The organism is Rhizobium terrae (assembly GCF_003425685.1).
GTDB lineage: Bacteria > Pseudomonadota > Alphaproteobacteria > Rhizobiales > Rhizobiaceae > Neorhizobium > Neorhizobium terrae.
Window position 1 is genome coordinate 331,361 of the sequence record NZ_QJKM01000004.1, and the last position, 13,236, is coordinate 344,596.

15 protein-coding genes are annotated in these 13,236 nt (G+C 62.4%); 7 read left to right on the forward strand and 8 right to left on the reverse strand.

The window, feature by feature from the left end; all coding sequences use genetic code 11:
• Window positions 1-43 precede the first annotated feature (43 nt).
• Window positions 44-964 carry a PhzF family phenazine biosynthesis protein gene (locus DMO26_RS09575; RefSeq protein ID WP_117191822.1) on the forward strand — a complete coding sequence of 307 codons (921 nt, stop codon included), beginning with the start codon at window positions 44-46 and terminating at the stop codon, window positions 962-964.
• Here the strand turns inward: DMO26_RS09575 and DMO26_RS09580 are convergent, their stop codons facing one another.
• Window positions 965-1,261, reverse strand: coding sequence for a hypothetical protein (locus DMO26_RS09580; RefSeq protein WP_162894764.1), 297 nt, complete (start codon window positions 1,259-1,261; stop codon window positions 965-967).
• Between the two features lie 61 nt (window positions 1,262-1,322).
• Here DMO26_RS09580 and DMO26_RS09585 point away from each other — a divergent pair, with 61 nt between their 5' ends.
• The 3 genes from DMO26_RS09585 (at window position 1,323) to rcdA (ending at window position 3,760) form a co-directional block, all read left to right on the forward strand.
• Entirely contained in the window at window positions 1,323-2,597 is a 1,275-nt protein-coding gene (locus DMO26_RS09585; protein ID WP_117191824.1) for an MFS transporter, read from the forward strand.
• On the forward strand, window positions 2,594-2,785 hold the full coding sequence (locus tag DMO26_RS09590) for a DUF1192 domain-containing protein (protein WP_117191825.1): 192 nt from the start codon (window positions 2,594-2,596) through the stop codon (window positions 2,783-2,785). Before DMO26_RS09585 ends, DMO26_RS09590 begins: the two co-directional genes overlap by 4 nt.
• A 462-nt stretch (window positions 2,786-3,247) precedes the next feature.
• Window positions 3,248-3,760, forward strand: a complete 513-nt coding sequence (gene rcdA / locus DMO26_RS09595; RefSeq protein WP_117191826.1) for a protease adaptor protein RcdA — start codon at window positions 3,248-3,250, stop codon at window positions 3,758-3,760.
• A 46-nt stretch (window positions 3,761-3,806) separates the two neighbouring features.
• Here the strand turns inward: rcdA and DMO26_RS09600 are convergent, their stop codons facing one another.
• Both DMO26_RS09600 and rpmE read right to left on the reverse strand, forming a co-directional pair.
• On the reverse strand, window positions 3,807-4,334 hold the full coding sequence (locus DMO26_RS09600; RefSeq protein ID WP_117191827.1) for a P-loop NTPase family protein: 528 nt from the start codon (window positions 4,332-4,334) through the stop codon (window positions 3,807-3,809).
• A gap of 78 nt (window positions 4,335-4,412) precedes the next feature.
• Window positions 4,413-4,634 carry a 50S ribosomal protein L31 gene (rpmE, locus tag DMO26_RS09605; RefSeq protein WP_117191828.1) on the reverse strand — a complete coding sequence of 74 codons (222 nt, stop codon included), beginning with the start codon at window positions 4,632-4,634 and terminating at the stop codon, window positions 4,413-4,415.
• Between the two features lie 185 nt (window positions 4,635-4,819).
• On the opposite strand from rpmE, the gene DMO26_RS09610 reads away from it, so the two are divergent.
• A complete protein-coding gene (locus DMO26_RS09610; RefSeq protein ID WP_117191829.1) occupies window positions 4,820-6,616 on the forward strand; it encodes an ABC transporter transmembrane domain-containing protein in 1,797 nt (598 codons plus the stop codon).
• Between the two features lie 99 nt (window positions 6,617-6,715).
• Window positions 6,716-7,984 carry a glucoamylase family protein gene (locus tag DMO26_RS09615; protein WP_117191830.1) on the forward strand — a complete coding sequence of 423 codons (1,269 nt, stop codon included), beginning with the start codon at window positions 6,716-6,718 and terminating at the stop codon, window positions 7,982-7,984.
• Here the strand turns inward: DMO26_RS09615 and DMO26_RS09620 are convergent, their stop codons facing one another.
• The 4 genes from DMO26_RS09620 to DMO26_RS09635 form a co-directional block, all read right to left on the reverse strand.
• Window positions 7,985-8,200 carry a hypothetical protein gene (locus DMO26_RS09620; RefSeq protein ID WP_117191831.1) on the reverse strand — a complete coding sequence of 72 codons (216 nt, stop codon included), beginning with the start codon at window positions 8,198-8,200 and terminating at the stop codon, window positions 7,985-7,987. It abuts the gene before it with no gap.
• Window positions 8,201-8,204: 4 nt separating this feature from the next.
• On the reverse strand, window positions 8,205-9,236 hold the full coding sequence (locus tag DMO26_RS09625) for a peptidoglycan -binding protein (RefSeq protein WP_117191832.1): 1,032 nt from the start codon (window positions 9,234-9,236) through the stop codon (window positions 8,205-8,207).
• A gap of 3 nt (window positions 9,237-9,239) precedes the next feature.
• A complete protein-coding gene (locus DMO26_RS09630; protein ID WP_117191833.1) occupies window positions 9,240-10,289 on the reverse strand; it encodes a MotA/TolQ/ExbB proton channel family protein in 1,050 nt (349 codons plus the stop codon).
• Window positions 10,290-10,425: 136 nt separating this feature from the next.
• Window positions 10,426-11,226 (reverse strand): inositol monophosphatase family protein, encoded by an 801-nt coding sequence (locus DMO26_RS09635; RefSeq protein WP_117191834.1) that lies wholly within the window; start codon window positions 11,224-11,226, stop codon window positions 10,426-10,428.
• A gap of 298 nt (window positions 11,227-11,524) precedes the next feature.
• On the opposite strand from DMO26_RS09635, the gene DMO26_RS09640 reads away from it, so the two are divergent.
• Window positions 11,525-11,989 (forward strand): hypothetical protein, encoded by a 465-nt coding sequence (locus tag DMO26_RS09640; RefSeq protein ID WP_117191835.1) that lies wholly within the window; start codon window positions 11,525-11,527, stop codon window positions 11,987-11,989.
• A gap of 42 nt (window positions 11,990-12,031) precedes the next feature.
• Here the strand turns inward: DMO26_RS09640 and DMO26_RS09645 are convergent, their stop codons facing one another.
• Entirely contained in the window at window positions 12,032-13,168 is a 1,137-nt protein-coding gene (locus DMO26_RS09645; protein WP_117191836.1) for a tetratricopeptide repeat protein, read from the reverse strand.
• Between the last annotated feature and the right edge of the window lie 68 nt (window positions 13,169-13,236).

Below are 13,236 nucleotides of genomic sequence, written 5' to 3' on the forward strand. Positions count from 1 at the left end.
CGTGAAAGATTTAAATCCTCGCCTCCAGCTTGAGGATCGCAGCATGCCGACCGCCGATTTCCTGACCGTCGATGTCTTCACCACCCGCCGTTTCGCCGGCAACCCGCTGGCCGTCGTGCCCGATGCGCGTGACCTGACGGCGGAGCAAATGCAGCGGATCGCCGCCGAGTTCGGTTACGCGGAAAGCACCTTCGTGCTGCCGCCCGACAATCTTGAAAATACCGCTCGCGTCCGCATCTTCACGCCGACCATGGAAATACCCTTTGCAGGCCATCCGAATGTCGGAACCGCCTTCGTGCTTGGACAACAGACCCAAATCTTCGGCAGGTCGGTTGGCGACGCGCTTCGCTTCGAGGAGATCGCCGGTCTCGTGGAGATTGAGCTTCAGCGTGAAGCGGGCGCGGTGGCGGGCGCCACGATCCGCGCTCCAAGGCCGCTCGAAATTGCCGAGGACGTGGAGCCGGATCTCATCGCCCGCTGTGCCTCGATCAACGCAGCCGATATCCGCACGACCGCTCATCAGCCGGTCTTCGCCTCCGTGGGGCTCGCCTTCGTGATCAGCGAACTGGAAAACCTGGATGCGCTCGCCCGCGCCCGGCCGAATATCACCGTCTTTCACGAGGCCGCCGAAAGACACAAAAGCGCTGTCGGCACGGACTTTCCGATCTTCCTCTATGTCCGGGATCCAAAAGACCCGTGGCGTATTCGCGCCCGCATGTTCGCTCCGCTGGATGCGGTGATGGAGGATCCGGCGACCGGCAGCGCTTCCGCTGCCCTTTCCGCCTTCCTCGTCACGCACGCGCCCGAGGCGGATGCGGATATCCGGATCACCATCGAACAAGGCATCGAAATGGGCCGTCCGAGCCTGATCGAGCTCGACGTGGCGAAGGCGGGCGGCACGGTCACCGACGTACGGATCACCGGCCGCTGCGTTTCCGTCATGCGCGGCAGCATCAGCCTCTGACTACATCTTCGTAAACTCCCTGACGATCAGCGCGGCGCTCCAGATCGCGAAGGCGAATACCGCCAGTTTCCAGAAATCGCCTCGGCGTCGAAGACCCGGCAGGCCGAGCGGCTTGATGACCTGTATCACCATGGCGAGGATCAACAGGACCGCGATTGTTTTTGTCATTGCGTTTTTCGTCTCGCTGATCGCCACAGGCTGGACATTTTTGCGCTCCACCACAGATAGATCCGGAGAGGATTCGGGGAACAGCTCATCCGCTCCGCCTTCGTTAACGCGCGGTTCATCTGCATGCAACAATGCTTGCCTGCGCAGCCGTGATCGATCGCATTCGCCAAAAAGGCCGATAGTAGCAAAGATGAGACGAAACCTCTTTCCAGTCCTCGCCCTCCTTTGCGGTACCCTTTTCCTCTTTCTCGGCAATGGCCTGCAGGGGCTGCTCCTGCCGGTGCGCGGTTCCCAGGAAGGTTATTCTAACGAGGTCCTTGGCCTTCTCGGCACCACCTGGGCATCCGGTTTCGTGATCGGCTGCTTCGTCGCGCCGAACGTCGTGCGCCGCATCGGTCATGTGCGGGCCTTTTCGGGCTTCCTGTCGCTGATCTGCCTCAACGTATTGCTCACCGCTCTTCTGGTGGACCAGAATACCTGGCTCGTCCTGCGCGCCATCACCGGCTTCTGCACCGCCGGCACCTCGATGATCATCGAGAGTTGGCTCAACGAGCGCGCCACAAGCGAAAGCCGCGGCACGATCTTCTCCTTCTACATCTCGATCACGCTTTTCGGCGTTGTCGGCGGCCAACTGATGGTGCCTTTCGCGGATATCTCGACCCCGACGCTCTTCATGGTCTGCGGCATCCTCTATTGCATCGCCGCACTGCCGACGACGCTTTCGAAGGCCGCGTCGCCACAGCCGCTGAAACGGGCGCGGCTCGATCTCAGGGCCCTCTTCCGCAACTCCCCGATTTCCTGCATCGGCATCCTGCTGATCGGCACCGCGAACGGCGCCTATGGCACGCTCGGCGCGGTCTTCGCCACCCGCGCGGGCCTCGATCACGGCGCGGTCGCCGCCATGGTATCGATCACCATCTTCGCCGGCGCCATCATGCAGTTTCCGGCCGGGCGCCTGTCGGACAGGATGGACCGCCGCTACGTGCTGGCCGGCCTTTCCGCCGCCGCGGCGCTGGCCGGCCTCGCGATCGTGCTGGTGCGGCCGACGGACGTCTACGGCATCGTCGTGCTGGTGGCGATCTACGGCGCGGCCGCCAACGCGCTCTATCCGATCGCCGTTGCCCATGCCAACGACTTTGCCGCGCCCGAAGATTTCGTCAAAGTATCGGGCGGCCTGCTGCTGCTTTTCGGGATCGGCACGATCATCGGCCCGACGGTCAGTGGCCCGGTGATGAGCTGGGCCGGCCCGCATGCCCTCTTTGCAGTCACGGCTGTCGCGCATATCGTGATCTCCACCTATGCGATCGTTCGCAGCCGGCAGCGGGCGCCTGTGCCGATGGGCGACCGCGACGCCTATACGACGGCACCGGCCTCGACATCGCCGCTCGCGACCCCGGAAAGCCTGTCGCTCGATCCTCGCGCCAAGGCCGAGGCGGCGGCAACAACGAAGAAGGAAACGCCATGAGCTCTCTCGACGACGAGCGCCCCAAGAAACCGGCCGCCCACGAAATCGGTTCCGACCTTTCGATGCTTTTCGTCGATGAACTCGACTCACGCATCCGGCTGCTTCGCGAGGAAATCACGCGGCTGGAAGCGGAGAAGGAGACGAAAGCGGCCGGCCGCCGCGCCGCCGACAGCCTCTTCCGGTCCTGAGATAAGTTTTACCGAGAATAATAAGCATTCTTTTCTTGCTTTTAAGAATATATTAATCATTAACAGAGAATATAAGCATGTCCAGGCTTCCTGGACTCAGACAGTTTCACCGTTCGGCGAATGGTCTGATTTCTCCCTGTTTTACCTTGAGAGCCGCCCTTCCGCGGCTCTTCTTTTTTCCGGCGAAGCGCTGACATGCCGGATTCTACGTCATATGCGTGTGACGACTGCGGCCGACTGTTTGCCGCAGCCAGCATCGGCGGTCTATCAACCGCCCGAAAATACATCCGATTTCAGGAGGACCACACGCGTTTACCACTTCCTGTGGGTATTAACCTTTCCTTAATAAACGTCTTGCGGATTTCCATTATAAGTATCATCTTCATGTCATTCAGACCGGCGGCGGAACTTTCAGCCGTAATGGTCATTGCCTGAAGTAATTGCGTTAGCAGGATGATTTCGATGTCCGAACAGGGATTGAACACCGTCAGTTTCGCCGGCCGCGCCGCTGCCTCGTCGCAGTTTAAGGCGCTCTACTCGGAAGGCATGGCGCTGGTTGAGGAAACCGCGAGCTATCTCGACGGGATCGGCCGCGCCGCGTCGAAGGTTCTGCCGCGCATGGCGTCGGTTCTCTATGCCGCGGAATCCATGCGGCTGACGACCCGCCTGATGCAGATGGCGTCCTGGCTGCTCCTGCAGCGGGCCGTCAACAACGGCGAGATGAGCCGTGAACAGGTTCTCTCGGAAAAGAACAAGGTCCGTCTCGACGGCTTCAACGTCGACCGCAACGCGCCGGGCTGGAACGACCTGCCGGAAGGTTTCCGCGATCTCGTGGAGCGTTCGCTGCGCCTTCAGAACCGCATCGCGCTTCTCGACCGCGAAATCTATCGCCCGGCTGAAGCCGCCGTTTTGCCGGACAACGAAAACAGCGTCCGCGCCCAGCTCAACCTGCTGCGCACGGCGTTCGGCAACTGAGCGGTTTTAAGGACCATAGCCGGTGCGGGTGCCTGCGCCGGCTTTTTCATGGCCGCAGGAAACTCTCCGCATATCCAAGGATCTGCTCCCGGCTGTACAGCCGCGCTTTCGCGCCGGCAAAGCCTTCGTAGAGCTTCAGGTGCCCGTCAAACGCGTTCCAGTTATTCTTTCTGGCCCGATATTCCGATACCCATTTTACCAACCCGTCGAAGGATTCCCGGCTTTCTCCGCCTTGGATGCCGCGCTGCCTGACATTCGCGACGCACTCCTCCTCACTCAGGTCGAGCCAGATCAACGCCGTTGTCCGCGGTAAGGCCAAGCCGACATACAAGCCGTACACCCCTTCGATCAGCCAGGCCTCGCCTGCCGCAATCCTCTTTACCTCTTCATGGACAAGCGCCCTGTCCCGCGCGATGCCGTAACGGCCGGGTTCCCAATGCACATCGTCAAGATGGACGAGCGGCAGACGGAGCGACTCCACAAGCCGCCGCGCCAGCCAGGTTTTGCCGGAACCACCGTTCCCCATGATGACGATTCGGCGATTTTCAGGCGAAATGCCGTCCTGGCTCCCCATGCTGCCCCTCCCGCGAATGCCTGAAACGAAAAAAGCCCGGCAATGCCAGGCTCTTCGAAAGTTCAGTCCGGAAGCGGATTAGAGGCCGAGGCCGCCGAAGCGCTTGTTGAACTTGGAAACGCGGCCGCCGCGGTCCATGAGCTGCTGGTTGCCGCCCGTCCAAGCCGGATGGGACTTGGGGTCGATTTCCAGGTTCATGGTTTCACCTTCCGAACCCCAGGTCGAACGGGTCTGGTATTCGGTGCCATCGGTCATGACGACCTTGATCATGTGGTAGTCGGGGTGGATGCCAGCCTTCATGTCGATAATCCTGCGCTACGAGGTCCATATGTCGCAATTGCGAGCGAGGACGCTCTTTAATAAATGAAGCCGCAGACCGGCCCGGCCACGGCTTCCCAATTGGATGCGGAGCCTATACAGGAAGGCCGAAGGAAGTACAAGTACCCGTGCGCCCTGAAACCGCGCTCCGCTTACCCGAGGACAAATTGGCCGAAGCCCCAGAAAACCAGCCGAGAGGCAAAGCCTTGAGACCGCTTACAAGGCTGCTTCCCTATCTTGCGCGCTACCGGTCGTTGGTTGCCGCGGCAACGTTTTTCCTGATGCTTGCCGCAGCCACGACACTGGCTCTGCCGCTCGCCGTGCGCCGCATGGTCGATCACGGCTTCGCCTCCTCCGACGGCAACTTCATCAACAATTATTTCGGCATGCTGATGGCGCTCGCCGCGCTGCTCGCGGTCGCAAGCGCCATGCGCTACTATTATGTCATCACCATCGGCGAACGCGTGGTCGCGGACCTGCGCCGCGAAGTCTTTTCGCATGTCACGAAGCTTTCGCCCTCCTTCTTCGACGTCAACCAGTCGGGTGAAATCGTCTCGCGGCTGACTGCCGACACGACACAGATCAAATCCGCCTTCGGCTCCTCGGCCTCGCAGGCGCTGCGCAACACCATTCTCTGTCTCGGCGCCATGGCGATGATGATCTATACGAGCCCGCAGCTTTCCGCCCTGGTGCTCGGCGCCATTCCACTGATCGTCTTTCCTCTGGTGGGTTTCGGCCGGTCGGTGAGGAAGCGCTCCCGCGCCGCCCAGGATACGCTTGCCGCGACTTCGGCCTTTGCCGCCGAAGTGATCGGTGCGGCCCGCACCGTACAGGCTTTCGGCGGGGAGACCACCGCAAACGGCCGTTATGGCAATACGGTCGAAAGCGCCTATGATACGGCGCGGGCGGCGATCAAGGCCCGCGCGCTTTTGACCGGCTTTGCCATCCTGCTCGTTTTCGGCAGCATCGTCGGCGTGCTGTGGTACGGTGCGCAAAGCGTGCTTTCCGGCACGATGACGGCCGGCACGCTCGGCCAGTTCGTGCTCTATTCGGTGATCGCGGCAAGCTCGCTCGGCCAGTTGTCGGAGGTCTGGGGCGAGCTTTCGGCAGCCGGCGGTGCAGCCGAAAGGCTGACCGAACTGCTGCAAGAGGTGCCTGCGATTCGCGATCCCGAACGTCCGGTCGCACTCTCCGTCCCCTCGCGCGGCGAAGTGGAGTTCGATGCCGTCTCCTTCGCCTATCCGGCCCGCGTCAGCGCGATCACACTCAACGCGCTGTCGTTCCGCGTCCGATCCGGCGAGACGGTCGCCATCGTCGGCCCGTCAGGCGCCGGCAAGAGCACAGTCTTTTCGCTGCTGATGCGTTTCTACGATCCGTCCGCCGGCTCGGTGACGCTCGACGGCGTCGATATCAGGCAGGCGCGGCTCTCCGACCTGCGCTCCAGGCTTGCCATCGTGCCGCAGGACGTGACGATCTTCGCCGCTTCGATCCACGACAACATCGCCTTCGGTGCGCCGAATGCCAGCCGCGAGGCCGTCCGCGCCGCGGCGGTCGCCGCGCAGGCCGACGAGTTCATCTCGAAGCTCGACAACGGTTACGACACCATGGCCGGCGAACGGGGCATCACGCTGTCGGGCGGTCAGCGGCAGCGCATCGCGATTGCCCGCGCCATCCTCAAGGATGCACCGGTTCTGCTGCTCGACGAGGCGACCTCGGCGCTCGACGCGGAAAGCGAAACCCTTGTCCAGAAGGCGCTCGACGGACTGATGCGGAACCGCACGACGCTGGTCATCGCCCACCGCCTCGCCACCGTCTTGAAGGCCGACCGCATCCTCGTCATGGAGAACGGCCGGATCGTCGAGGAAGGCACGCACCAGAGCCTGATCGCCCAAGGCGGGCTCTACGCCAAGCTTGCCCGCCTGCAGTTCCACGATATCGAGCACCGGAGCGCATCGGCGCTCTGATCTCACGCCGAAGTGTTTCCCGCCGATTTACCGCTGCCGTGAACCTGGCGTTCAGAATACCCACTTATTTTGAAGTTATTGCCGACAAGCGCGAGTCCCATGAATTTCACACCACCGTCCGCCCCTTCCCTCGAAGCCTGCCTCGACAGGATTCAGTCACAGACCTTCAGGTTCTTCTGGGAAGGCGCCCATCCGGAAAGCGGCCTGCCGTTCGACAAGTGCTTCGTCTCAGGCGATCCGTCGCCCAACATCATCTCGGTCAGCGGCACGGGATTCGGCATTCTCGCCATCGTCGTGGCGACGGAACGAGGCTGGATCAGCCGCGCCGCAGCCCTTTCGCGGCTGGCGACGATGCTCGATCATCTGGAGCGCTCGCCGCGCTTCCACGGTGCCTTTGCCCATTTTATCGACGGCGCGACCGGCGCGGCGATGCATTTTTCCGAAAAGGACAATGGCGGCGACCTGGTCGAGACCGCCTTCCTGATGCAGGGCCTGATCTGCGCAAGGGAATATTTCTCCGCGGCAACGGCGGAGGAAGAGAAGCTGCGGACCTGCGTCAGCCGCCTGTTCGCCGCCGTTGAATGGAACTGGTACACCCGCGGCGAGGATGACGCGCTCTACTGGCACTGGAGCCCGGATCACGGCTGGATCATGAATCTGCCGATTCGGGGTTGGAACGAGGCTTTGTCGACCTACGTGCTCGCCGCCGGCTCAGGAACCTTTCCGATCAAGCCGGAAAGCTATCACAAGGGCTGGGCGCGATCGGGCGAGATGAAGAACGGCACGAGCTATCTCGGCACCGTGCTGCCGCTCGGCGAGCCCTATGGCGGCCCCCTCTTCATCTCGCATTACAGCTTCTGTGCAATCGACCCTCGCGGCCTGAGCGACCGGTACTGCGGGGACTATCGGGAACAGGCGGTCGCCCACACGCGCATCAACCACGATCATTGCATCACCGTGCCCGACTACCGGCAGACCGGCGTCTGGGGCCTGACCGCCTCCGACGGCCCGGAAGGTTACGGCGCCCATTCCCCGACCTACGACAAGGGCGTCATCGCCCCGACCGCCGCCCTGTCGAGCTTCCCTTTCCTGCCGAACGAGGCCGAAAGCGCCATGCGGGCAATGCTCGGTTATGAGGACGGCAGGCTGCTCGGCCGGTTCGGTTTTGCCGATTCCTTCGTGCCGAACGCCGGCTGGGTGGCCGGAACCTACCTTGCCATCGATCAGGGGCCGATCATCGCGATGATCGAGAATTTCCGCTCGGGCCTGTTGTGGCGGCTCTTCATGAACGCGCCGGAAGTGCGCCGCGGGCTGGCAAGGCTGGGTTTCACGTCTGCGACGCACGGAATCGGGCCAGCGAGCGTCTGATCATTCAGTGCGTTCGAACACCCATTTCACGACGTATTTGCCGCTTTTCTTCAGCTTGGCCTTGGTCCTGACTGCGACCGGTCCGCCAAGCACCGCCTCGGCGTTCTCGAAAGCGAGCCGAGCATCCGCCATCGCCTTGTGATAGGCGCTGTTATCTCGTTTGGGGCTCTCGGCGACCGCCCTCAGGACCGCCGCCATGTCGGGCTTGTCGGCCATCGGTCTACCGTTCGGTCAGCTTCAGCTCGATACGGCGGTTTTGCGACTTCGCCTCCGGCGTATCGCCCTGGGCGATCGGCTGGAACTCGCCGAAACCGGCCGCAACCAGCCGGTTGGCCGGCACGCCCTTGGAGATCAGGTATTTGACGACCGAGGTCGCGCGCGCCGAGGAAAGCTCCCAGTTGTCGCGATACCGTCCGGTGCCGGAAAGCGGCGAATTGTCCGTATGCCCGTCGACACGCAGTACCCAGTTGATCTCCGCCGGAATTTCCTTGGCAAGGTCGAGCAGCGCGGTCGCGAGCTTGTCCATTTCCACCCGGCCGGCCGGATCGAGCTCGTTGCCGCCGACCGGAAACAGGACTTCGGACTGGAAGACGAACCGGTCGCCGACGATGCGGATGTTTTCCCGGTCGGAGAGAATTTCGCGCAGCCGCCCGAAGAAATCCGAGCGGTAGCGGTTCAGTTCCTGCACGCGCTGGGCCAGCGCGACGTTGAGACGCCTACCGAGATCGGCGATCTGCGCCTGCGAGGACGCATCTTTGGCTTCCGACGCCTGCAGCGCCTGCTCGATGGCGGCGATCTGAGCACGCAACGCGGCGATCTGCTGGTTCAGCAGCTCGATCTGGCTTGCCGCCCGCGCGCTCACCTGCTGTTCCTGGCTGAGCTGGTTGGTAAGGTCCCCGATGCGCGCATTGGCTGCACCGCTGGACCCAGCGCCCTGATTGAGCAATTGCTGAAGCCGCGACCGCTCGCTTTCGGCCGTCGCAAGTGACGACTGCAGGTTGGCAAGCTGGTCCTCGACGTCCTGGCTGTTGCTCTTTTCGAGCGCCAGCAACTCGGTCAGTTCGGCAATCTGGCTGTTCAGCCGGTTCAGCACCTCGTCGCGGCCGGAAATTTCGCGGCTCAGGAGGAACTGCGCCAGCACGAACACTGTCAGCAGGAACATGATGGCGAGCAGCAGCGTGGACAGCGCGTCCACGAAGCCCGGCCAATAGTCGATCCCCCGCTCGCGTCGGCGGTTCTTGCCGAGCGCCATCGCTTATTTCCCTCCGATCTTGTCGGAAAGCCGGTCGAGGGTCCGGCGCATCGCTTTCGATTCTTCCTGCTGCGCCTCGATCCAGTCGCGCAGCATCTGTTGTTCGTTGCGCATGTTCTTGACGAGCCCCTGGATGCCTTCCGCAAGATTGGCCATGGCGGAAAGCGAGCGCTCGTTCTGCGGTCCGTCGCCCGGGGCCTTCGCTTGGGCCGCGGCAAGTGCCCGCAGTTGTTCGGTCAGGGCCCGGATGTCGTCGGAAGAGCCGCTCGCGATGGTCTGCGCCACGGCCGGCATGTCGGAACCGAGATCCGTCACCGAGGAGAGCCAGTTTTCGAGTTCCGTATAGAAACGGTTCTGGGCTCGGCCGGCCTGAAGATCGAGAAAACCGAGGATGAGCGAACCGGAAAGCCCGAGCAGCGAGGATGAAAAAGCCGTCCCCATGCCGGCGAGCGGCTGGGCGAGACCGCTCTTGATCGCCGCGAGGATATCGTTCGAATCGCCGGAGTTCGGATCGAGCGCGCCGATGACATTGCTGATCGAGCCGATCGTCTCGATGAGGCCCCAGAAAGTGCCGAGCAGGCCGAGAAAGACGAGCAGGCCGATGAGATAGCGCGAAATATCCCGCGATTCGTCGAGACGCGTGCCGATCGAATCGAGGATGGAACGAAAGGCGTTCGTCGACAGCGCCATCTTACGGCGGCTGCCGATCAGCGTTCGCATCGGCGCCAGCAGCCTGGGCTCGCGTCCCACCTTGTCGGCACTGCCGGCGGCCCGGAAGGAATTGAACCAGCGCACTTCCGGAATGAGGCCGATCACCTGGTTGAAGACGAGAATCACGCCGATCAGCAGAACGCCGAGGATGAGCCCGTTGAGGCCTGGATTGGTCTGGAAGGCATGCGCCGCCTGGCGGTAGAGGATCGACGCGACGAAGCCGACGATGATCAGGAAGATCAGCATCGTCCATAAAAACGAGGCGGGATTGGAAAGTTTGTAGGCATAGCCGCCGCGGCCCGTTTCAGACTCGTCCAAATCGTCCACTGTCGCATTCGCCATGATATGCCTTAGCCTCCGGTATTCTGCCGCGCCGGAGGCTAGTGGAAAATTGCGACGAATTGAAGTGCGGAAGCTGCGGAAAACAGTCAGCTATCCAATGTCGGGGCCATAAGCAGCCCCTTGGCGTCCAAAAGCCTCAACGGCCCGGAACCGGCCGGCTCGACGCTTCGAGAAGTGCTTTCTGGATGAGTTCGTTGCCGGCGACGACGTTGCCGCTGCCGAAAATGTCGGCGGTCCCCTTCATGTCGCTTGCAAAGCCGCCCGCTTCGCGAATGAGGATGAGGCCCGCCGCCATGTCCCAGGGCGAAAGGTCGGTTTCCCAGAAACCGTCGAGACGACCGGCGGCCACGTAGGCGAGATCGAGCGCGGCAGCGCCGAAGCGGCGGATGCCGGCCACTTCGCCCATCACATGCCGGAGTTCGACAAGGAACTTGCCGTGGTTGCCGCGGCCGAGATGCGGCACGCCGCAGCCGATCACGCAATCGGACAGCACGCGGCGGGCGGCGACCCGGATGCGGCGGTCGTTCATGAACGCGCCGCCGCCCTTTTCGGCGGTGAACAATTCATCGGTGGCCGGATTGAAGACCACGCCCGCAACCACCTCGCCATTGCGCTCCAGCGCGATCGAGACGGCGAATTGCGGAATGCCGTGCAGGAAATTGGTGGTGCCGTCGAGCGGATCGACGATCCAGCGATGCGCACCGTCCGTCCCCTTCACCTCTTCGCTTTCCTCGCCGAGGAAACCGTAGGTGGGGCGCGCTTTCATCAGCTCGTCGCGGACGATCTTTTCGGCCTTCAGATCCGCCTGCGACACGAAGTCGCTCGGCCCCTTCACCGATACCTGCAGGTTCTGCACCTCGCCGAAATCTCGGGAGAGCGACTTGCCTGCCTTGAGGGCAGCCTGAACCATGACATTGAGAAGGGCGGAGCGGGCCATACGGGAAATCCTTGGACGCTGTCCCGGATGCATCTGAACGGAACGGCGGTTTTTTCATTTTTTATTGATGGGCGCTTCAAGACCACAAAACCGCGGAAAATTCAAGTCGTGCAGGGTGGGAGCCGCATTTCGGGAGAGGTGAACGCGTAGACGGCAGCGGGATTAAAAAACGAAACCGTCGCAAGTGAGTCGCCATGGGTTCGAAAACCGATCTGATATCAACGTCATCGGTCGCGCTCTTGCCTTTTTTCAAGGTTAGCGCCAACTTCTCACGCATGAGCTAGCCTTGGAGGACGGGATGGCGAATACCGACGGCCGCAAAGACGCGCTTCTCATCCGTTTGCAACGGATAGAGGACGATATTGAAAACCTCTCCGCACAGGCGCACACGCCGGAGATTGCGGCAGCTATAGCGGAGCTGATTTCCGAAGCCGGTGAACTTGAGGCCGAGATCGCCAGGCTGCGGTCGACAAATACCGTCCGCGACAAGGTAAAGGAAGCGAGGGCGCTGCGCTACAAAGGCATGTCCCTCGACGATATCGCCGAGAAGATGGGCATCGGTAAATCCTCGGTCCGGCGCTACTGCGAAGACATTCCCATCGATAGACGACGGTTTGCGTCGCCTCGGCTTGCGCCGCCGGATTGGCTGGATGCAGCCAAAGCCATGCGAGCCGAGGGGAAAACGCGGCATGTCATAGCCAGGGAATTGAGAATCCCGCTCGCGAACTTCTATCGGGCCTTCAACAGGTTCGCGGATGGTTGATGTAAGCCCGATCGCTGAGGCCGTCGCGGGACCGAAAACCCTTCACCTGCGACGGAACTTGTTCGCGGCGTCGATCGCCTTCTTCTGCGTTTCCTCGTTAATGCCGAGGTAGAAATCCTCAAGCGCCGGATCCTGCAGGCCGGCGCGGCGGGACAGCACGTACCATTTGGCGGCTTCGACCGGATCGGGTCGTGTGCCAAGCGCGTTGATGTAGAGATGGGCGAGCTTGTTCTGGGCCACGACGTTGCCGCGATAGGCGGCGACGCGCATCCATTCGAAGCCCTTGTCGTAGTCGCGCTCGCCGCCGACGCCGTTGACGAGCCAGACGCCCATATCGAGCTGGGCGGTATCGAATCCGGCCTTGGCGGCCCGCTCCAGCCATTCACGGGCGCGCGCCTTCTTTTCTCGCGGCACATCCTTCAACGCCACGTAAAGCTGGGCCACCGCATATTGGGCGTCGGCCACGCCCTGTTCGGCGGATTTTTCGTAGAAGGGCAGCGCCAGATGCAGCCCCTTCTCGCCCGGATTGTCGGAAACAACGATCTGCGCCCAGTTGAACTGGGCCGAGGAATTGCCGGCCTCGGCGGCCTTGCGCATGAACTCGTCGGCCTTGCGCTTGTCGTGAGGCACGTCGCGGCCGGTCATCAACAGCAGCGCATACTGGAACATGGCTGCCGGATCGCCACCCTGCGCCGCCTTCTGGTACCAGAAAGCCGCTCCCTTGGCGTCCCGCTTGATGCCGAGCCCCTTGGTCATCATCTCGGCAACGAGCGTCTGCGCCGCGGCGTCGCCCGTGCCGGCCCGCGTCAAAGCCTTGTCGAGCGCTGTTACGTAAAGGCCGCGCTGATAGGCACCGTATGCCTCGTCGATGGGACCGGAATAGGCTTTTTCCGGCGGGGCGGGCGGCAAGGTCGCGCCCATGCGCTGGTAGAGCTCGACCCCACCGGATGGGACAATGCCCGCCGGCCCGCCGGAGGGGTTCGTTTCGCCATTCGCACCGCCGGGAACCGCCTGCGTCTCCACCCGCTCCTTTTTCATCGGCTGAACCTCCGGCTCCACGGGGCGTGTGACAGCCGTGGAATCCACCTGCGCCAGTGCAAGGGAAGACGATAACGCCGAGACGAAGAGCGTCACCAGCAATCCGTGCGGGATCAGGCGGGGAAATCGGTTCGACGGCATGGGCTCCACTGCGGTCGCTTCTCCTGTTCAGACGCCAAATCCGGCTCGTGTCACGCTGAGAATCTTAA